The organism is Planococcus halocryophilus (genome assembly GCF_001687585.2).
Classification (GTDB): Bacteria; Bacillota; Bacilli; order Bacillales_A; family Planococcaceae; genus Planococcus; species Planococcus halocryophilus.
This window is the reverse complement of sequence record NZ_CP016537.2, coordinates 3248383-3269097: the sequence shown is the minus strand read 5'-3', so window position 1 is coordinate 3269097 and position 20715 is coordinate 3248383. Positions and strand designations below refer to the sequence as shown.

Annotated in this window: 22 protein-coding genes and 1 pseudogene; 15 read left to right on the top strand and 8 right to left on the bottom strand. The window is 41.3% G+C overall.

Features of this window, described 5'->3' with window-relative positions; genetic code table 11:
• Positions 1-22: 22 nt before the first annotated feature.
• Together BBI08_RS16155 and BBI08_RS16150 are read right to left on the bottom strand one after the other, a co-directional pair.
• Positions 23-937, bottom strand: a complete 915-nt coding sequence (locus BBI08_RS16155) for an iron-hydroxamate ABC transporter substrate-binding protein (RefSeq protein ID WP_008496240.1) — start codon at positions 935-937, stop codon at positions 23-25.
• A 5-nt stretch (positions 938-942) separates the two neighbouring features.
• A complete protein-coding gene (locus BBI08_RS16150) occupies positions 943-1734 on the bottom strand; it encodes an ABC transporter ATP-binding protein (RefSeq protein WP_008496239.1) in 792 nt (263 codons plus the stop codon).
• Between the two features lie 132 nt (positions 1735-1866).
• Here BBI08_RS16150 and BBI08_RS16145 point away from each other — a divergent pair, with 132 nt between their 5' ends.
• Complete coding sequence (locus BBI08_RS16145) at positions 1867-2916, top strand: NAD(P)/FAD-dependent oxidoreductase (protein WP_008496238.1); 1050 nt, start codon at positions 1867-1869, stop codon at positions 2914-2916.
• 263 nt (positions 2917-3179) lie between these two features.
• Here BBI08_RS16145 and BBI08_RS16140 read toward each other — a convergent pair whose 3' ends face one another.
• The 3 genes from BBI08_RS16140 to BBI08_RS16130 form a co-directional block, all read right to left on the bottom strand.
• A complete protein-coding gene (locus tag BBI08_RS16140) occupies positions 3180-4379 on the bottom strand; it encodes an MFS transporter (RefSeq protein WP_065528338.1) in 1200 nt (399 codons plus the stop codon).
• 94 nt (positions 4380-4473) lie between these two features.
• Positions 4474-4818: a heme oxygenase gene (locus BBI08_RS16135; protein WP_008496236.1), complete on the bottom strand. Its 345-nt coding sequence runs from the start codon at positions 4816-4818 to the stop codon at positions 4474-4476.
• Positions 4819-4906: 88 nt separating this feature from the next.
• Positions 4907-5500, bottom strand: coding sequence for a histidine phosphatase family protein (locus BBI08_RS16130; protein WP_008496235.1), 594 nt, complete (start codon positions 5498-5500; stop codon positions 4907-4909).
• 227 nt (positions 5501-5727) lie between these two features.
• Between BBI08_RS16130 and BBI08_RS16125 the strand changes: the two are divergent.
• Positions 5728-6177, top strand: a pseudogene (locus tag BBI08_RS16125) (class I SAM-dependent methyltransferase); the annotation flags it as partial.
• A gap of 57 nt (positions 6178-6234) precedes the next feature.
• Here BBI08_RS16125 and BBI08_RS16120 read toward each other — a convergent pair.
• Both BBI08_RS16120 and BBI08_RS16115 read right to left on the bottom strand, forming a co-directional pair.
• Positions 6235-7458: a dicarboxylate/amino acid:cation symporter gene (locus BBI08_RS16120; RefSeq protein ID WP_008496233.1), complete on the bottom strand. Its 1224-nt coding sequence runs from the start codon at positions 7456-7458 to the stop codon at positions 6235-6237.
• Positions 7459-7612: 154 nt separating this feature from the next.
• Positions 7613-8464 carry a MurR/RpiR family transcriptional regulator gene (locus BBI08_RS16115; protein ID WP_065528337.1) on the bottom strand — a complete coding sequence of 284 codons (852 nt, stop codon included), beginning with the start codon at positions 8462-8464 and terminating at the stop codon, positions 7613-7615.
• 126 nt (positions 8465-8590) lie between these two features.
• Here BBI08_RS16115 and gnd point away from each other — a divergent pair, with 126 nt between their 5' ends.
• The 11 genes from gnd (at position 8591) to BBI08_RS16065 (ending at position 18025) form a co-directional block, all read left to right on the top strand.
• On the top strand, positions 8591-9475 hold the full coding sequence (gene gnd / locus BBI08_RS16110) for a phosphogluconate dehydrogenase (NAD(+)-dependent, decarboxylating) (protein WP_008496231.1): 885 nt from the start codon (positions 8591-8593) through the stop codon (positions 9473-9475).
• Between the two features lie 182 nt (positions 9476-9657).
• Positions 9658-10998, top strand: coding sequence for a GntP family permease (locus tag BBI08_RS16105; protein WP_008496230.1), 1341 nt, complete (start codon positions 9658-9660; stop codon positions 10996-10998).
• Between the two features lie 65 nt (positions 10999-11063).
• Positions 11064-12608, top strand: a complete 1545-nt coding sequence (gene gntK, locus BBI08_RS16100) for a gluconokinase (protein ID WP_008496229.1) — start codon at positions 11064-11066, stop codon at positions 12606-12608.
• 328 nt (positions 12609-12936) lie between these two features.
• Positions 12937-14607 carry an FAD-binding dehydrogenase gene (locus BBI08_RS16095; RefSeq protein ID WP_008496228.1) on the top strand — a complete coding sequence of 557 codons (1671 nt, stop codon included), beginning with the start codon at positions 12937-12939 and terminating at the stop codon, positions 14605-14607.
• Between the two features lie 58 nt (positions 14608-14665).
• Complete coding sequence (locus tag BBI08_RS16090; RefSeq protein ID WP_237146592.1) at positions 14666-15022, top strand: DUF4181 domain-containing protein; 357 nt, start codon at positions 14666-14668, stop codon at positions 15020-15022.
• 274 nt (positions 15023-15296) lie between these two features.
• The gene (locus BBI08_RS16085) at positions 15297-15764 is read left to right on the top strand and encodes a DUF4181 domain-containing protein (protein ID WP_008496225.1); all 468 of its coding nucleotides are present in this window, start codon (positions 15297-15299) and stop codon (positions 15762-15764) included.
• A gap of 22 nt (positions 15765-15786) precedes the next feature.
• Complete coding sequence (locus BBI08_RS17160; RefSeq protein WP_008496224.1) at positions 15787-15951, top strand: hypothetical protein; 165 nt, start codon at positions 15787-15789, stop codon at positions 15949-15951.
• Positions 15944-16348 (top strand): GNAT family N-acetyltransferase, encoded by a 405-nt coding sequence (locus BBI08_RS16080; protein ID WP_065528335.1) that lies wholly within the window; start codon positions 15944-15946, stop codon positions 16346-16348. The genes BBI08_RS17160 and BBI08_RS16080 overlap by 8 nt, the downstream gene beginning before the upstream one ends.
• 43 nt (positions 16349-16391) lie before the next feature.
• Positions 16392-16931, top strand: coding sequence for a GNAT family N-acetyltransferase (locus BBI08_RS16075; protein WP_008496221.1), 540 nt, complete (start codon positions 16392-16394; stop codon positions 16929-16931).
• Positions 16932-16965: 34 nt separating this feature from the next.
• On the top strand, positions 16966-17523 hold the full coding sequence (locus tag BBI08_RS16070) for a GNAT family N-acetyltransferase (protein WP_008496220.1): 558 nt from the start codon (positions 16966-16968) through the stop codon (positions 17521-17523).
• Positions 17480-18025, top strand: a complete 546-nt coding sequence (locus BBI08_RS16065; RefSeq protein WP_008496219.1) for a GNAT family N-acetyltransferase — start codon at positions 17480-17482, stop codon at positions 18023-18025. Before BBI08_RS16070 ends, BBI08_RS16065 begins: the two co-directional genes overlap by 44 nt.
• On the opposite strand, the gene BBI08_RS16060 is transcribed toward BBI08_RS16065, so the two are convergent.
• Positions 18022-18789, bottom strand: coding sequence for a nucleotidyltransferase domain-containing protein (locus BBI08_RS16060; protein WP_008496218.1), 768 nt, complete (start codon positions 18787-18789; stop codon positions 18022-18024). The genes BBI08_RS16065 and BBI08_RS16060 overlap by 4 nt on opposite strands.
• A gap of 82 nt (positions 18790-18871) precedes the next feature.
• Here BBI08_RS16060 and BBI08_RS16055 point away from each other — a divergent pair, with 82 nt between their 5' ends.
• Together BBI08_RS16055 and panB are read left to right on the top strand one after the other, a co-directional pair.
• Positions 18872-19558 carry a Type 1 glutamine amidotransferase-like domain-containing protein gene (locus BBI08_RS16055; protein WP_008496217.1) on the top strand — a complete coding sequence of 229 codons (687 nt, stop codon included), beginning with the start codon at positions 18872-18874 and terminating at the stop codon, positions 19556-19558.
• A gap of 276 nt (positions 19559-19834) precedes the next feature.
• Complete coding sequence (gene panB / locus BBI08_RS16050; protein WP_008496215.1) at positions 19835-20671, top strand: 3-methyl-2-oxobutanoate hydroxymethyltransferase; 837 nt, start codon at positions 19835-19837, stop codon at positions 20669-20671.
• The last annotated feature ends 44 nt before the right edge of the window (positions 20672-20715 follow it).

The window sequence follows — 20715 nt, the reverse complement described above, 5'->3', positions numbered from 1 at the left end:
AATTGGACTCACTGGTATTGCCTCACTCACCTAAAAAGTTTTCGATAAAGAAATCCAATTGGTATTCGAGTGTGAGGGGGTCGTTAAAGTAAAATTCTTTGGCGTTGGCTTCAAAAATTTGTCCGCTTTTGGCAGCCGGAGTGTTTTTGTAAACATCTGTTTCTTGGAAGGAGTTATCTTGCGTGCTGTCTTTACTAAAGATAACGTAATCACCCATGTATTCCGGTAATACTTCTTGAGACAACATGTAATAGCCGTCTGCTAAAGCCATTTCTTCTACTTTTTCAGGCATTTTTAATTTCATTTCTTGGTAGAGAATTTCGGTTCCGCGTCCCCAGTTATCTCCGAAAACGTATAATTGCTTATCGAAGTTTTCAATAACCGAAACAGTGGTATCTTGTCCGATTTTCGCACGAATGTCTTCCCCAGCTTGTTGCGCACGTTCTTGGAAATCGGTAATCCACTCTTGTGCTTGTTGTTCTTTGTTCAGTAATTTCCCGATTTCAAGATGCTGTTCCAAATAGCTTAAATTGCCGTATGTAAATGTCACAGTTGGAGCGATTTTATTTAATTTGTCAATATTATTGATAGTGGACCCACCAATAATCAAGTCTGGATCTAATTCAATAATTTTTTCAAGGTCTGTGTCGGCTACTTCTTCTACATCTTCTAGTTGTTCTTCAAAGCGAGGATTCATTTTTGACCAAGAATCGACACCGACTAATGGAACGTCTAAAGACATCACGTCTCCGCTATATGTAGATAAAACAACGACGCGCTGTGGATCAGCTGGAACTTCTACAGGACCATTTTCAGATTCATAAGTAATCGTGTCAGAGTTGGTGTCGCTAGTTTCTTTTGCAACAGTATCAGAATTACAAGCACTAAGAAGAAGTAGTAAAGAAAATAAAGTGAGAGGTAAAAATAGTTTTTTCATATGGGTTAAACTCCTTTGATTAAGTTATAAGTTGTGCACATTGGTTTTTGAGTTCGCGGGTCAAGCCCGATTTCTGCATCAATTCGAAAAACTTCTTTCAGGACTGGTTGCGTAATCACGTCATGGCAATTGCCGGCTTTAACGATTTTGCCGTCTTTCATCGCAATAATATGGTCTGCAAAACGAGCGGCTTGGTTTAAATCGTGAAGTACCATAATGATGGTTCGTTCTTGTTCTTTATTGAGTTGTTGCAAGAGCTCCAATATTTCTAGCTGATGCGCCATGTCCAGGTAAGTCGTAGGCTCATCTAAGAAAATCATTTCAGTTTCTTGTGCAAGCGCCATTGCAATCCATACACGTTGACGTTGACCACCAGATAACGCATCGACCGGATGGTATTTAAAAAACTGTGTGCCTGTAACATCGAGTGCCCAATTGATGATGTCATAGTCTTTTTTAGACAGGCGGCCAAATCCTTTTTGGTAAGGAAAGCGGCCGTAAGAAACGAGTTCACCAACTGTAAGTCCAGCAGCACTATCAGGTGTTTGGGGAAGAATCGCCATTTTCTTTGCGAGTGATTTTGTGTTTTCTTGTGCAATATTGCCGCCATCTAAAACCACTGTTCCGGATTGATGCGTAATCACACGAGTCATCGCTTTTAAAAGCGTAGATTTTCCGCAGCCATTCGAACCGATGATTGTCGTAATCTTTTTATCCGGAATTTCTACAGACAAATCCTTCACAATCAAGCGATCTCCGTAGCTAATATTTAGCTCCTCGGTGAATAAGCGCACCATTTCCAAATCCTCCTTTACAAAATTTAATGTATTTATCATTGATAATGATTATCATTTTCAGTACAATCAATACTATAAAACGAATATTTGAGCTTGTCAATGCAAATTCTTTAGAGCGGGAGTGACATAAAGATGGAAAAAAATACACTTTTTGATGTGACAATTATCGGTGGGGGACCTGCAGGTTTGTACTCTGCGTTCTATAGTGGCTTACGAGAAATGAAAACAAAGATTATCGAATTCCAACCACAATTGGGTGGGAAAATTCATGTTTATCCTGAAAAAATGATTTGGGACGTGGGAGGGCAACCCCCAATTCAAGGCGCAAAATTGATTGATCAGCTAGTAGCACAAGGACTGACATTTCAGCCGGAAGTAGTAGTAAATGAAAAAATAGAAGCGATTGCCAAAAATGAAGAAGGACTTTTTGAGCTGAAGGGTTCTTCGGGAGAGGTACATTTATCGAAAACAGTCATTGTGGCAGTAGGGGGAGGTATTTTGAACCCTCAAAAGCTACAAATTGAAGGAGCAGAACGTTTTGAAGTATCTAATTTAAATTACACAGTGAAATCTTTAGAGCGCTTTAAAAACAAAACCGTGCTGATTTCAGGCGGTGGCAACTCTGCAATCGATTGGGCAAACGAGCTAGAACCTATTGCCAAGCAAGTGTACGTTACATACCGAAAACGAGAACTCGCAGGTCATGAAGCGCAAGTGTCTCAGTTGATGTACGGGTCTGCAATTTGCTGTTTAGAAACGAACATTACGCGTTTGATCGCATCGGACGACCGGGATGCCATTAAATATGTTGAACTAACCCATCAAGAAACAGGAGAAATTCAAATTCTCTCCATTGATGAAATGATTATTAACCATGGCTATGAACGAGATATTAGTTTGCTCGGCAATAGTCCATTAAACATCGACATCGCCGACGACTATTACATTGCAGGAACACCAAGCAGTGAATCTTCTGTCGAAGGTCTGTTTGCAGCCGGTGATATTTTACAGCACGAAGCGAAACTGAATTTAATTGCTGGCACATTCCAAGATGCTGCTAACGCCGTCAATAAAGCTAAACAATGGATTCAACCAGACGCCAATAAAATCGCCATGGTCTCATCGCACAACGAAGTGTTTAAAAAACGCAACAAAGAATTAGTTAAACAGCTATTGGTGTGAGAGAAGCTTCTAATAAGTGAACAGCTATCCTATTCATGAAATCTGAAAACACACCTATAGTTGAAAAAAATGTATGGTAAAGTGTGAAAAAGGGGGTTGTGCAATGGGGTGGATGATCATAGTGGTCATAGCGTATTTGCCAATATTTTATCGAATTCATAAACGCCTAAATTTTCTTGAGAGTGAAGTAGCTAGGTTGAAAAAAGAGCAGTAAAATGTGAAAACGCCTAACCTAAAAGGTTAAGCGTTTTTTTGCGGAGCAGTTATTTATACCCCAACGCAACTGAATCCGCGCGTTCTTTTTTGCCATGCAATACATAATAAAGAATGGCAGTAGCAAGCACAACAAAGCCTAAAATTCCATAAAGTGAGTTATAACCGATCAGTGGAATGATAAAGCCAAGAAGGTAGGGGCCAAAACCTAAACCTGCATCCATCGCAATGAAAAATGTTGATGTGGCAAGCCCCATGCGATGCGAGGGTGTCAGTTTAATCGCGACAGCTTGCGTGGTTGACTGCATATTACCAAAACCAAGTCCGATTAACGCACCGGCGACCAATAAGCCGGCACTGCTGCTCGAAACATTTAATAAAAATAATCCTGCTGCAAAAAGGACAAATGCCGGGTACATAATAAAGTTTGCACCTTTTAAATCCATCAATCGCCCTGTAAATGGACGAGATAGTAAAATAGCAATTGCATAAACTAAGAAGAAGTAACTCGCAGCTTGCACAAGGTCTTCTTCCATCGCATAAAAATTGATAAACGACAAGACGCTTGAATAACAAAGCGCAATGACTAAACAAACAATAGCAATAGGAACTGCCTTAGGTTCAACAAATCCGGAGATTTTAAACCCTTTCGTAACGTGAGTTGTCGGAGGCGTTTCTACTGGTGGTACATAAACTAACAAAGAGATGACTAGGCTGATCACACCAAGAGTTAAACAGACAGTGAAGATCATTTCATAGCTGCTATACTGACTCAACATTAAGCCAATAAACGGCCCGAAAGCTGCTGCCAAAGTCGAGCTCATACTAAAATAGCCGATGCCTTCACCTTTACGTGTCATCGGAATAATTTGCGCCACAATGGTCCCGGCGGCTGTACTAGCCATTCCTAATGTCATGCCGTGTAGAAAACGATTGGCCATTAAAAATGGCAGTCCGAAATTTAAGAAGTAGAAAAATGTAGTCAGCATAAATAAGGTCGTACCGATAATCAGCGTTTTTTTGCGCCCAATTTTATCAATGCTGCGCCCTATAACGAGACGGCCAGTTAATGCACCTAAGATGAAAATTCCTGTTACCAGTCCGGCTTCGCTCGTTGAAGCTCCGTACTCTTCAACTGCGTATACGGCGATGGTAACCATCAGCAAATAAAAAATGAGGATTAAAAAGAAATTTACCATGGAAGTAAGGATAAAATCTCTGGTCCATAAAGCTGGTTTTAATTTGTTCATAATGAAAGGCTCCTTGTTAAGAGATAATAGTCACGTGGGATGAAAAATCAAAGAAGAAACAGACAGCCCAAACTAGGCCATCTGTCTACTTTGCTCAGTTTGTAGTTGTGGCTTCAACAAGTCCGACGACTTTTGTAATAACAAGCTCGCTGCCAAGCATCGGTGATTCTTTTTTCGGTTCGTTGCTGTCGCTGCTAGCTTCAGGGCGTTTATGAGCTTGTTTAAATGCGTCACTCGTTTTCCATGCTTCAAAATTTTCAAGAGTTTCCCAATACATATTAACGTTTAACTCATCGTATTCAGTCAAGTTCTGTGTGATTGCCACTTCAACTTTGATAAATCCTTCCATTTGTTGCAATGCGCCTGGACGTGAAAAGTTAGGCGCCATTTTTTCTGCAAATCCGGGTTTCATTTTAATGCGGTTTGTTACGATGTACATGAAGAATCTCTCCTTTTTTGTTTGTATTTGATGTGCTAACTGTTGTTTACTTTATCACATTCATCAAACGAACTAGTTACGCCAGCAATCAATAACTTTTACTATTTTCCAAATGCACCGTGCAATTATACAATGAACAGTCCCATTTGCTTTCAGCATTCGTTAAAATCGTAATGGATGTATTGTCTAAAGACGTTTCTGTAAATTGCTCAGGTAATAGTTTTTTTAACGTCAAGCCAATCAATGCGCCGTGACTTACAAGCAAGATACGCTGTCCTTTGAAATTAACTAACACGTCTTCAACAAAAGAAATGCCTCTTTCTGCTGCATCGTCCAAATTTTCCATGTCTAAGTCGAGCGTACGCCAATCGGCTCCCCATTTTTCAATGCGCTCGTTTTCTGTTGTTCCTTCGATTTTACCGCCACTTCTCTCACGCAGGCGCACATCAAAATGGCTTACAGATAAATTGAGCTTCTTGCGAATAATTTCAGCGGTTTCTTTTGCCCGAGCCAAGTCGCTTGAGATGATCCGATCCCACTCGTCTTCTCGAGCTAAGCGTTCTGCGAGTGCCTCTGCCTGCTGTAGTCCCGTATCGTTAAGTGAAACGTCCGCAGACCCTTGTGCGATGCCTTGTATATTCCAATCCGTGATGCCGTGTCGTACAAATCCGATTGTTGTCATGAAAGCCATCTCCTTTGCTATACTCCTTTAAAGGATAACGGAAACCGAAAGAGCAAACAAATGTTAACAAAAGCTAAAGCGAATTATGCTTAGTTACTAATTTTAAGTAGGGAAGGTACCTAATGAAAAAAGTGGCGTAGGATAGTTATTATGAAGAAGAAAACTATTTTGGAAATCCCTATCCGGGACTTTTAGCGTTTTTTTCAACTGTTGAAACAAGATGTACGGTTTTGGATTTAGGATGTGGGCAAGGTCGGGATGCTTTACCATTAGGCAATCTAGGTTATAAAGTAATCGGCGTCGATCACTCAAGTGTTGGCATTGAACAACTGAATCAACAAGCAAAGCTTCAAAAGTTACCGGTAGAAGGACGTGTTGGCAATGTGTACGATTATCCGATTTCAGCAGAAGTTGATATTGTGTTACTAGATTCGATGCTGCATTTTTATAAAAATGATTTGGCTAAAGAAACGCAGTTTGTGGAGAAAATACTAACAGAGTTAAAAGATGGAGGCATATTTGTAAATTGTCTCATTAAAGGGCAACAACGCGAAATGACATTGAAAAAAATTATTGAAGAGTCGCCGTTTGAATGGGAAATTCTAATGGATGACTATACTGAATACAAAGAAGCAAATGCTAAGTTTCATTTATTTGCGGTTAAAAAAAGAAGTTAAATTTATATGCAAAACCCCTTAAAGCGAGCATATGCTCAGTTTAAGGGGTTTTATTTGTTAAGTCGTTTGTCGTTTTTTTTCATTTTTATCAATTAAGGTAGTGCCGACTAAGTCTCCTGTAACGTTAAGCCCTGTCGCGCCCATTCCGACTAGTGCATCAATGGCAGTTAGCAATGCGACAGCTTCGATCGGCAAGCCTAATTGAACGAATACCGTCGCAATCATTACAATGCCGGCACCTGGAACACCAGCAGTTCCAATTGATGCAAGCGTCCCAATAAGAACAACCATTAGCATTTCAGAAATACTTAACGGATCGCCAACGAGATTGGCTGCGAAAACCGCTGAAACGGCAATTCGAATGGCAGCGCCGTCCATATTGATTGTGGCACCGAGCGGTAAACTAAAGCCATATAAACTTTTTGATAGCCCTAAATTCTTCGCAGCATTCAATGTTAATGGCAATGTACCCGAACTACTTTGTGTGACAAATGCCGTTAACATGGGTGTACGTGCTTGTTTAAAGAAATCCAACGGGTTTATTTTGAATACCAATAGGAGCAAAGTATAAAGCACAATTTGAACAAGCAATGCAGCATACAGCACTAAGACCATTTCCCCTAAAGAGAAAAGTGTGTCTAAGCCTTGATTTCCGACTGTTTTTGCCATAATCGCAAAAATACCGATTGGCACATATTGAAGAACGGCTTTTAAGACGAGCAAGGTCATTTCGTTTAACGCATTCACGGTTTTGTATAAATGCTCGCCCAAACTACCAAGTTCAGTTGAATTGCGCATATAAGACAAGGCAATACCAAAAGCAAAAGCGATAAAAATAATACCAAGTAAATTAAGTTCAGTAAAGGCTGTTAAAATATTAGAAGGAACAATGTTCAACAACACACTGACGATGCCAGGATTTTCCGGAACATCAAAAGTTTCATTGCCTTGCAACTGCATCCCTACGCCAGGCTGTAGCAAGCTAGCTACTGCGAGACCCACAATGATGGCAAACGCAGAACTCAACGTGTAATAGATAAATACTTTCCCGCCCATTCGCCCAAGGTCTCCAATAGATGATTGGTTAATCCCAACCATCATGGTAAACAAAATCAAAGGAACGATTAATAAGGTCAATAATTTCAGTAACAAGTCACCAAAAGGAGCCAAAACAGCTGCTTGCTCTCCAAATATCAATCCAACGGCAACGCCGAGTATAAGTGCAATCGTAATTTTTAAAATCAATGAAGCATTTAAATAATTAGTCCATATGGCTTTCATAACGTACCTCTCATTTCTAAAAAAGTTAAATCCCTATAAAGTCTATCGGAATTCATCTTATTAATTTATATCAAGGTGAGTAGGAGTGTCAATGCATCTGCTTATTTAAATGAAAAAACCCCGTTCCTCAATGAAAAGGAACGGGGTTTTAGTGTTATAAACGTCTATGCGACATTGCTTCGCGCATGTCTTGAAGCGCTTTTTTTCCATCATCGCCACGGAGAATCATTAAATTGGTATAAAGAGCGTCGATTAAACTCAATTGAGCAATACGTGAAGAAAGAGCTTCTGAACGGAAGTCGGTTTCCTCTGACACGGTATAAAGGGCGATATCTGCTTCTTTAGACAATGGCGATTTAGCGAAATTAGTAACAGAGATAATGGTTACGCCTTTTTCTTTTAATACACGGAGCACATCGAGTACATCCGTAGTGGAACCCGAATGGGAAATGACAATTGCCACATCATCAGACTGTAGCTGAGAAGCGGCCATAAGCTGCATATGGGAATCCAAATTCATCGAAACATGAAGACCTAGACGGACAAACTTATGGTAGCCATCCATCGCGACCATGGCAGAACCGCCATTGCCGTAAAAATCGATTTTTCGCGCGTTCATTAATTTTTGAGTAGCTTGTTCCATCGCTTCAGCATCGACAATTTGTAAAGTATCTTCCAAAGTTTTGATGTTGGAGCGGAAAACTTTTTCAGTAACCGCATTAATGCTGTCACCTTCTTCGATTTTTTCATGAATGTCTTTTAAAGGAGCGACAACTTCTGCGGCAAGTGAAATTTTGAAAGCTTGAAATCCTTTAAAGCCAATGCGTTGGCAAAAGCGAAAAACAGTGGATTCCGCGAGTCCTAATTCATCCGCAATTTGATTGATCGTCAAATGAATAATATTCTTTGGGTCATTTAATACATAATCGGCAATCTTTTTTTCTTTTTCACTAAAATGGCGGTAACTACCGCGTATGGCAGCCAGCGCAAATTGTTGTTGTTTCATGATCCGCGCCTCATTTCTTTAAATAATATCTGTCTATTATAGAATAACATGTTGCGTACGGAAAAATATTTGATACAATGAGTTAAATAAAGAAAAATATTCTTTTATAGAAAAGGAGGATTTTTAATGGAAATTGGAATTATCGGTTTAGGAAAAATGGGATTAAACTTGGCACTTAATTTAATCGATCATAACCACAAAGTCGTCGGCTATGACAGTTATGCAGTAATTGAAGAAAGCGGTTTTAACCAAGTTTCTTCTATTGAGGCCATGGTGAAAGAACTAAAAGCACCGCGCACATTATGGTTAATGGTACCAGCTGGAGAAATTACAGAGTCTGTTATTCAGGGATTGATTCCACTACTCGAAGAAGGAGATTCTATTATTGATGGTGGAAACTCCAACTACAAAGATACTGTCCGTCGTGCGGCAAACGTGAAAGAACACGGAATTTTCTTCTTTGATTGTGGAACAAGTGGTGGAACAGAAGGTGCGCGTCACGGAATTTGTTCCATGATTGGTGGCGATGCTGAGAAATTCAAAACAATCGAACCACTTTTGAAAGACATTTCTGTACAAGATGGATATTTATATACCGGTGAAGCTGGAAGCGGTCACTTCTTGAAAATGATTCATAACGGAATTGAATACGGCATGATGCAATCTATTGCAGAAGGCTTTGATATCCTCAACAAAAGTCCATTTGGGTATGATTTCGAAAAAGTGGCTGATGTTTGGAACAACGGCTCTATCATCAGCTCGTACTTAATGGAAATGACCAAAAATGCATTTTCAAAAGACGCTAAACTAGAAGGCATCAAAGGGGTGATGAACTCTTCTGGAGAAGGCAAATGGACAGTAGAAACGGCACTCGATTTGAATGTTCCTGCACCAGTGATTACGTTGTCGCTGATGATGCGCTACCGTTCGTTAGAAGAAGACACGTTTGCCGGAAAAGTCGTCGCAGCTCAGCGCAACGAATTCGGCGGGCATGCGGTAGAGAAAAAGTAAGTGAGTGAACCAACTTTTTCAACTCAAAATAGTAAAAAGTAATAAAAGAAAGAGCGAAAGGCGGCGACTCCAGAGGGATCAGGACGAGCTGAAGACAGCCCTGGAAAGCTTCCGCCTGGAGCGATTTCTTCACTTCTTAAATAATATTCAATTAAAGTTGCACACAACAAGGGGGAAAAAATATGTCAGGTTCAATGTTGATTATGGTAGCGCTTGCAGGTATATTTTTATTGTTATTCTTAGTTATTCGCACGAAATTACATGCTTTTGTGGCCTTATTATTAGTTAGTTTACTTGTCGGGATTGCTGCGGGTATGCCACTTAATGAAGTCATCACGTCCATTCAAAACGGTATGGGCGGGACACTGGGCTTTGTCGCTGTAGTAGTGGGACTTGGCGCTATGTTCGGGAAGATGCTTGAAGTATCCGGAGGTGCAGAACGTTTAGCCGCTACGATGATTGATAAATTCGGGGAAGACAAAGCACAATGGGCGTTAGGTGTTACTGGATTTATCGTAGCAATTCCTGTATTTTTTGATGTTGGTTTTATTATTTTAGTGCCGATTGTGTACGGATTGGCTAGAAAAACAGGTAAGTCACTTTTGCATTACGGGATTCCGTTATTAGCGGGTCTTGCAGTTACGCATAGTTTCATTCCACCAACGCCTGGACCGATTGCGGTTGCAGAATTAGTTGGAGCAGAACTTGGCTGGGTTATTTTATTTGGTGTTCTTGCTGGGATTCCCGCTATGATTTTGGCTGGACCTGTATTTGGACGTTTTATCGGCAAAAAGCTACATATTGAAATTCCGGATTACATGGAGCTTGAAAAGAAAGAGTACGATAAAGACCTGCCAAGCTTTGGCATGATCACATCGTTAATTTTGATTCCACTTGTGTTGATTTTATTGAATACGTTATCAGGTGTGTTGTTAGATGAAGGCAATATGGTACGTGAAATCTTAACTTTCCTTGGTCACCCGTTTGTCGCGTTGACAATCGCGACATTGCTAACATTTTATTTGTTGGGGACAAAACGTGGCTATTCGCGTCAAGAAGTACAAGATATTGCGACAAAAGCACTTGAACCAGCAGGAATTATCATTCTAGTAACAGGCGCAGGCGGTGTTTTCAAGCAAGTATTGATCGATTCAGGTGTTGGTGCAGTACTAGGTGATATGATGGGCGATTCGGCTTTACCACCAATCGTCTTGGCATTTTTGATCGCTTCGGCGGTACGTGTGGCGCAAGGATCTGCGACTGTTGCGATGGTAACAGCCGCTGGTTTGATCACGCCACTTCTTGAAATGGTTGGCATGACAGGACCTGCACTAGGGTTAATCGTTATCGCTATTGCTTCCGGCGCGACCGTCTTGTCACATGTTAACGACTCAGGCTTCTGGTTAGTTAACCGCTATTTCGGTATGGATGTGAAAGATACATTGAAATCATGGACGGTTATGGAAACGATTATCGGGTTAACCGGTTTCGTGGTAGTGTTGATCATAAGCTTTTTTATCTAATAAAACAGGAAAGGAAAAAGGAGATACTGCCTTTTTCTTTTTCTTGTATATAAAGGAGGATTTTTATGCCTGAGCAGTCTTATTATTTAGGCGTCGATATTGGGACAACGTCTACAAAAGCAGTGTTATTTGATCGAGCGGGTAAAGTAATCGCAGGTGACACCGTTTTTTACGCATTAGAAACACCCAATCCGCTAGTAGCTGAACAAGATCCAGAAGAAATTTTTCGTGCGGTGTTAACTTCCGTACGAAAAACAATCCGAAAAAGCGAAATAGATACAAAGCAGCTAAAATTGGTATCGTTTAGTTCTGCGATGCATAGCCTTATTGCCGTGGACGCTACGGGAAGCTTATTGACGCAAAGCATCACATGGGCGGATACGAGAAGTGCAAAACATGCCAAATACATTAAAGAACGGATGAACGGCCACGAAATTTACTTGCGCACAGGTACGCCGATTCATGCCATGTCTCCACTTTCAAAAGTACTTTGGCTAAAAGATGAAAAGCCGGAAGTTTGTGAGCATGCGGCGAAGTTTATCGGTATCAAGGAATTTGTCTTTCATGAATTGTTTGGAACGTATGTTGTTGATCATTCTATTGCCTCAGCAACAGGACTCTTCAATCTGGAGCAATTAGATTGGGACAAAGAAGCTTTGGCAGTAGCAGGCATTACAAGAGAACAATTGTCTCATCCGGTTCCGACAACGCATCAACTAACCGGGCTGGTTACAGAGCATGCTTTGTTTATGGGTATTCCTGAACATGTGCCATTTATCATCGGTGCAAGCGACGGCGTGCTAGCCAACTTAGGAGTAGATGCCATCGAACCAGGTGTGTTAGCCGTAACCATCGGGACAAGCGGGGCTATTCGTACAGTGACGACTGAGCCAAAGACCGATCCAAAAGGACGCACATTTTGCTATGCGTTGACTGAAAATCATTGGGTAGTCGGTGGACCTGTAAATAATGGTGGCATTATTTTACGCTGGCTACGAGATGAATTTGCTTCGTCTGAAGTGGAAACTGCGAAACGGCTAGGAATTGATCCATACGACGTGCTGACGAAAATCGCTGACACGGTGAATCCAGGAGCAGACGGTTTATTGTTCCATCCATATTTAACGGGGGAACGTGCACCGCTTTGGAACGCTAACGCACGCGGATCATTTTTCGGCTTAAGCATCCATCATAAAAAGCAGCATATGATTCGTGCTGTGTTAGAAGGCATTGTCTTTAACTTGTATACGGTGCTGCTGGCAGTCGAAGAATTGACCGGCGAACCGGTACGCATTCAAGCGTCAGGCGGTTTTGCGCGTTCGGATATGTGGCGCCAATTGCTGGCCGACGTCTTCGATAAACCAGTCGTTATTCCAGAAAGCTTTGAAAGTTCATGTCTTGGTGCTGTTGTTCTTGGCATGTATGCAATTGGCGAAATTGATGATTTCAGCATCGTTTCTGATATGATTGGCCAAACGCATACTCATGAGCCACAAGAAGAAGCCGCGGGCATTTACCGAGAGCTTTTGCCGATTTATATCCGCTTATCGCGTCTTTTGACAGCAGAGTACGAGAGCATTGCCGATTTTCAACGAAAACATTTAGAGTAGTAGCAGCATCCTGGACCAGTCTCGCTGGTTTTGGATGTTTTTTTGTGGAGTTGATTGCGTGAGGGACGCTTATGCGCGGTTCTTGAGAAATATGCGCGATAGGGAGGAGATATGCACGGGCGCAGAAAGATACGCGCGATAGAGAGAAAATACGCGCGGTGGACAAAACCATACGCACGGTAAAACAAAAAAACGCGCGTTCCAGCAAATTTGTTTGCGTAATAGATGAAATTATCAGAAAACGATTAAAAATATCTATAATTTTCCAATAGCTCATGATACGATAAAATTAGCGAAGAAATCATTGAACATCAAAGGGGATGTAAAGATGGAACTCGGTGCGATAGTGGTAGGAGCGGGGCTTGCGGGGTTAGTGGCGGCTGCGGAAATCGCAGACGCTGGCAAAAAAGTGTTGTTGCTAGACCAAGAACCGGCAGCTTCTTTAGGCGGACAGGCGTGGTGGTCGTTTGGTGGACTGTTTTTAGTCGATTCGCCTGAACAACGGCGGATGGGCATCAAGGATTCAAAAGAATTGGCTTGGCAAGACTGGCTAGGGGCAGCTGGTTTCGATCGAGAGCAAGACGAAGATTATTGGGGCAAAAAATGGGCACAAGCCTATGTCGACTTTGCAACACATGAAAAACGAAACTGGCTTGCAACAATGGGCGTCAAATTTTTCCCAGTCATTGGATGGGCAGAACGTGGCGGCTATTTAGCGGAAGGTCATGGCAATTCCGTTCCGCGCTTTCATATTGTTTGGGGAACCGGTCCAGGAATTGTGGCTCCTTTTGAGCGACGCGTTCGCGAACATATCAAAAATGGATGGATTGAATACCAGCCACGGCACCAAGTAGATGAATTAATTACAAAAGAAGGTCGTGTGATTGGCGTGACAGGTTCTTTATTAGAGAAAAGTGATGCAAAACGCGGCGAAGCCAGTTCACGAAACGTTGTCAGCAACTTCCGATGCGAAGCAAAAGCGGTCATTGTCACAAGCGGCGGAATAGGTGCTAATCACGAATTAATTCGAAAAAATTGGCCAAGTCGTCTAGGTACGGCACCAGAAACTATGCTGACAGGCGTTCCGGCGCATGTCGATGGGCGAATGCTTGCGATTACTGAAAAAGCAGGTGGGCGAATCGTCAACCGCGACCGAATGTGGCATTACACGGAAGGCATCAAAAATTGGAATCCGATTTGGAACAAGCATGGCATTCGAATTTTACCAGGGCCTTCCTCAATGTGGTTTGATGCGACAGGAGAACGTTTTCCTGCACCCAATTTCCCGGGATTTGATACGCTTGGAACACTTGAAACTATCCAGAAAACCGGCTATGACTATTCGTGGTTTATTTTGACGCAGAAAATTATTGAAAAAGAATTTGCGCTGTCGGGCTCTGAACAAAATCCTGACTTAACCGGCAAAAGCATTCCACAAGTTTTGTCTCGAGTTCGTGCAGGGGCCACCGCGCCAGTGCAATCTTTTATGGACAAAGGTGAAGATTTTATCGTAGCCGAGACACTCGAAGAGTTAGTTGCCGGGATGAACAAACTAACAGGAGAAAATTTATTGGATGTTTCGCGAATCAAACAACAAATTAGAGCGCGTGACGGACAACTTGATAATGAATTCTCAAAAGATCTACAAATCACAGCGATGCGTGGTGCTCGAAATTATCGAGGAGATCGACTAATTCGTGTGGCGACACCGCATAAATTACTCGACCGCAAAAAAGGTCCGCTTATTGCAGTGCGCTTAAATATCTTAAGTCGCAAAACTTTAGGCGGCTTGCAAACGGATTTATCCGCGCGGGTACTCGATGATGCAGGTCAACCTGTACCTGGCTTATACGCAGCTGGAGAAGTCGCTGGCTTTGGTGGCGGCGGAGTTCACGGATATCGTTCGTTAGAAGGAACATTTCTTGGTGGCTGTTTGTTTTCGGCAAGAGTAGCGGGAAGAGCGGTGGCTGGTAAAGGAGGTTCGACAAGTGCTCTTTGATGGGATAGCGTACCAAATTTTCCTGTTTGCACTCGGAAGTGGATCGAGTATTTATTTAATGAACTTATTTCTGAGAAGATTTTTAGGAGTCGAGAAAAAGAAAGCTAAGCCAATAAACGACCTTCATAAAAAATGGGAAAAAAGATTAAGTATAGGATCAGGAATACTTATTTTTTGTATGTCGATGGCAGTAATCAAGTACGGACCTACAGCTAGTCTATTTGTGTTTGGACTAACTGTTGTCATTGGAATTGCACAAGTTTTGCTGCGTGCAGGATTTGAGAAAAAGCATGCAGAAAATCCGAATGACTATTTGTTCACCATTTTAGAAGCGTTAACGAATGTTATGATTTTGATGATCTTTGGCTTTAGTTTATTTCCAGACTTTATCTCGTTCGTACTCAATATATATTAAAAATATGCGAAACGCGCTGAACTAGGAGGTTGGTTTTGCGTATTTTCTTGTTGTCCGTGGAACTTATGCGCGATGCCGAGTGGAATATGCACGGTGCCAAGAAAATATGCGCGGTCTGCAAGGCGATACGCGCGATAGAAAGAAAATACGCGCGTTCCACAGACTTTGTTTGTGGAATAAATAAAACTGTCAGAAAATATCTATAATTCCCCAAACTGTCATGATACGATAAAAGAAATTACGAAGTCATCCCTGATTAAAGGGGATGGTGTGAATGGATCTCGATGTGATGAGGATGAGAGAAAGCATTCCTATACTAGTTGTAGATGGAGTTTCAGGAATTGAGATGGCATTCCGTTTTATTCTTTTTATAGGTGGTAGCATAGCGAGTATTTTTTTAGTTGATATGTTGCTAAGAAAAATTTTAGGAGTCGAAAAAAAGAAATCTGTAAAAGATAGGCACTTCAACGATTTACACAAGAAATGGGACAACATCGTAAGTACAGGCTCAGGTATTGTAGTGTTAATTTTAGCGCTTATTATTATTGTGTCTGACTCCCCTGTAAATATTTACTGGTTCCTACTAGCTGCAGTCGTCCCGATTTCACCATTATTAGTTCGGGTAGGGTTCGAGAAGAAATATGCAGAAAATCCAAATGAATACTTAATCACGTTACTCAGAATGGTAATAACTATTGTGATAATCGGTACATTGCTTAATATTTTATCACCAGGATTTTAAGTGAGATTAAGGAGACGATTATATGGGCGATATCATTGGAACATTCTTTATCTTAATTCCTATTTTTATTGCAGCATTTGCACTTAGGTGGATTCGGCAAATTCGCTTAAATTCAGAAAAGCAAATCGAACAAAATAATGAAATCATCACACTACTAAAAGAAAGTAGAGGGAATGTGAGTGACTAACCAAGAAGGAGTATTGATCCGTCCTTACCAGGATGAGGATTTCCCAACAATTAACGAATTGAACAAACAACAAGGCTGGAACAATCTTGTTGAAAAAAAACAAGAGACAAAACAGGCTTGGGCCAACTCTACAGTAGCGGTAGTTGCCGAAAGTGATGGGCAAGTAATCGGGTGCTTAAGAGGCTTAACAGATGGATTTATTACTTTATATGTATGCGAATTATTGGTAGATCAATCACACCGGAAATTAGGAATAGGAAAAAAACTGATGCGTCACGTCCATCATCAATACCCGAAAACACGTATTGAGCTATTAGCTAGCAGTACGTCGCGTAGTTTTTACGAAACGCAAAAATACCGCCCTTTTTATGGCTTTCGTAAAACGATAGAAGAATAAAGTTGTTTCACGTGAAACGTTTTTATGTAGAGGAGGGTCTTCAATGAAGGGTGAACAAGTGCATATTCGTTTTTTTCGACTTGAAGATGCCGAACAAAAGTTAAGGCTAGAAATAGAGAACCGTGATTTTTTTGAAGAGTATTCAGTGACGCGTTATTCGGACTTTTATACGCTTGCTATGCAACGAGAATTAATTGAAATCTATACAGAGCAAAAAGAAGACGATCTATCGTATAGCTTTGGGATTTTTGAAAATAGCACTGACGTACTGGTAGGCACAATTAGTTTGGTACAAGTAATCAGAGGACCGTTACAAAGTGCGATTCTTGGATATGCCTTAGATAAAAAACATAACGGCAAAGGGTATATGACAGAAGCGATAAAGTTAGTTGTGGCGTACGCTTTTAAAAAGTTAGCGCTGCACCGACTTGAAGCAGGTGTCATGCCAGATCATATTGCTTCAATCCGAGTGTTAGAAAAAGCTGGCTTTCATCAAGAAGGAGTCGCTATAAAAAACGTTGAAATCAATGGGAAATGGCAAGATCATCAAATATTGGCTATTATCAATCCACGTGATGATTAAAACGTAGAAAAGCACTAGAGGAAGGGCTGATTGTATGTATCTTCAGTCTGCCAGACTCCAATTTCGGGTATATACAGACGAAGATTTTGATTTTTTATGGTCGCTATTAGCTGATCCGGAAATGATTCGTTATATCGGCAAAGGCGAGACGAGAGATAGAAGTAAAGCACTTGAGTTTCTTTACTGGATTTATCGCTCCTACAAGGAAAATCCAGGAAGTGGACTTCTATTACTAACCCGAAAAACAGATGGCAAAAGAATTGGCCATGCAGGTCTAGTCACCCAAACCATTGAAGGTGTAAATGAATTGGAAATTGGTTACTGGGTGGCAAAAGAATTTTGGGGCCAAGGCTATGCCAAAGAGGCAGCGGAAGCTTTACGGAATTATGGATTTCAACAACTGGGTAAAAAACGACTCGTTTCCTTGATTCAAGAAAATAATAAGGCTTCGCAAAAAGTAGCAGAACATATTGGCATGACAATAGAAAAAGAAATTCACCTAGATGGAAGAAACGTTTATATTTACGTAGTAGATGAGGAGAAAAGCAATGGAATTCCCTATATTGGAAACGGAAAGATTGATTTTAAATAAAATCGAAGAAAAAGATGCAGCACAATTTTTCGACATCATGTCTCGCGACGAAGTAACGGTTTATTACGGAATGGATAGTTTAACTTACCAAGAAGAAGCAGTCGAAATGATTCGTTCATTTGACGCCGTTTGGAACGCGAAACGAGGTATGCGCTGGGCGATTCGTTTGAAAGAAAAAGACGAATTTATTGGAACGATCGGCTTAAATAATTTAAATGTAAGAGCAAAAAAAGCGGAAGTTGGATACGAACTGCATCCTGATTATTGGCATCAATACTACACCCAAGAAGCGAATAGAGCCGTATTAAACTACGCTTTTTCTGAATTAGGTCTATATCGCATGGGGGCGGTCACTTTCCCAGAAAACACCTCATCAAACCGGCTATTGGAAAAGCTCGGTTTTACTTTAGAAGGCCGTCTCCGTGGCTATTTGCATCAGCGAAATCAGTCCCACGACGCCTACGTTTTTTCTTTACTGAGACCGGAATGGCAGAAAATTTAACGTGAGTCGTTGAGCATCGCAGTCATTAGCGGCATCATCGTTTTGCGCTCTGTGACGTGGTTTTCGATCCAATGTGCTTCTTTAGCAACCAGTTGGCGGAGTCGAGACGCAGCTTGTGCATGATTTTCTGGAGTCATCAAGTTGGAACTGGACTCGATTTCTGAAAAAACAATGTCTGGAAGTGAATGACTGATTGCTTTTAATCCCAATTGAGCACGATGAGGTGCATATCGGTGCAACAAAACCCGTGCCAAATGCTCAAGCACATGAGATAGCATCTTCACGGCCCATACGTCGTTTCCTCTACCACTCGCTTTGCGGTATTGAAATAAAAACCAGGCAACATCAATAACATGGTCTGTATATTCCTCTTTACTCAACTCAAGGTTTTGCGATGCGACAAATTGATCGAGTAAATTTTCAGGGTCGTAAACCACTTTGAAAAAATCCTTTGTAGGAAACGATTCAACCGTTACCGTAAACAAATCGATATGCAATAAATTATCAAAAACCGCAATCAGTTGAGGCGCAATAATAAAAATATCATCTTGAAACAACACCGGTCGATAGGCTTCAAGGTGAGAAAGCCGCTCTTTCAAAAACAATTCTTCTTGTTCTGAGTCCACTAAGCAATAAAGATCGATATCCGAATGTTCGTCGTGTTCATTTCTACCCATGGAGCCTTTCAGAAAAACGGCCCGCACATACGAACTTTTTATTAAACTTGCCGTAATTTGCTGTACCGCAATTTCTTGAATAAGCATAAGCAATTCCTCCAATAACTGAATTTTTTTATTATAGCAGAAGAGGATAAAAATTCCAATTCGAAAAAAAGAGGTGTTTTACATGCGTCAAATTATCGCGATGGGCGGTGGTGGATTCTCCATGGAACCGGACAACCCGCTACTTGATCAATACATACTAAAACAAGCAAACAAAGCTCGCCCAAAAATCTGTTTTATTCCAACAGCAAGTGGAGATGCAGATAGTTATATTGAAAAATTTTATAATTTCTTTAAGCAGCAAGACTGTGAACCAAGTCATTTGTCTTTATTCAAACCACATACACGAAACTTAGAGGAGTTTGTATTGCAACAAGACATTATTTATGTGGGTGGCGGAAATACCAAAAATTTATTGGTGCTTTGGAAAGAATGGGGATTGGATCAAATGTTGAAAACCGCGTGGGAACAAGGGATTATTCTAGCGGGTCTTAGTGCAGGCTCGATTTGCTGGTACGAACAAGGCATCACCGATTCTTATGGCGACAAACTTGAACCACTCGAAGCGCTCGGTTTTTTACCGGGCAGTCATTGCCCACATTACGACGGCGAAGCCGAAAGAAGACCGACTTATCGTCAATTTGTGGAGCAAGGAACGCTACAATCGGGCATCGCCGCAGACGACGGAGCGGCAGTCCATTATATGGACCAAGAAATAAAAAAGATAGTCAGCTCAAGACCAGCAGCTAAAGCTTACCGAGTATTTAAAGGTGGGGAAGAGGAATTGGTGGTTGAGTATTTGGGGGATTAAAGTCTCCCACAAACTTGTTTTTAAGCTCTCTTTTGACGACATTCATGCATAGCAAACTCAAACCATGTTCCAACACCCCCACTTCTGCTATAGTGACATTAAGGGCAGTATCCTTGTTGAACTGCACCCGTAAAAATTACCCTACAATTGCATAGTTCTGCCTTGATCTTAAATCGACAGGGACGGAGAAAACCTACAATAAACTTCCTGCCCGTCTGTCCAAAACTGGAAAGATGGGCTTTATTTTTGGTTTCCCTCCCAAAAGGAGAGAGAAAAATGAAGAATACAGCGTCACTGATCAAAATGAAAACACAAAACGAAAAAATCGCCATGCTAACGGCTTATGATTACCCATCAGCCAAGCTTGCTGAAGAAGCCGGAGTGGATGTCATTTTAGTTGGCGATTCTTTAGGAATGGTCGTTCTTGGATATGATTCTACTGTAAAAGTAACCGTAGATGACATGATTCATCATGGCAAAGCTGCTCGCCGCGGAGCTCCAGACACATTTTTAGTGGTGGATATGCCGTTTGCATCGTTTCATGGAAGTGCCGAACGAATATTAGATAATGCGGTTCGCATGTTCCAAGAAACCGGAGCTGAAGCATTGAAAGTAGAAGGCGCAGATGATGTGGTAAATGCGATAGAATTATTAACGCGCACAGGGATTCCAATTGTTGCGCATTTAGGTTTGCTTCCTCAATCAGCGGGTGTTCTTGGTGGTTACAAAGTACAGGGCAAAACAGCAGATGCAGCACAAAAGCTGATCGACGATGCCCTCGCTTGTGAAGTGGCAGGCGCATGCATGCTGGTTCTTGAATGCATTCCTTACCAATTAGCTGAGAAAGTAACGGCAGCCCTCACAATACCTGTTATTGGCATTGGCGCAGGAAGTGAAACAGATGGCCAAGTACTTGTTTACCACGACACGTTGAAATACGGTTCGCATCATTTGCCAAAATTTGTTCGTTCGTATGCTGAAACAGGCGAGAGCATGAAAAACGGCTTGATTCAATATGTGAATGAAGTAAAATCAGGTGTATTTCCAGCAGAAGAGCATCGTTTTACGATGAAAGAAGAAGAACTTAAGCAATTGTATGGTGGAAAAGAATAAGTACTAAAAAAAGTGCACCCCCAAAGTTAGCAATAAAAACTAAC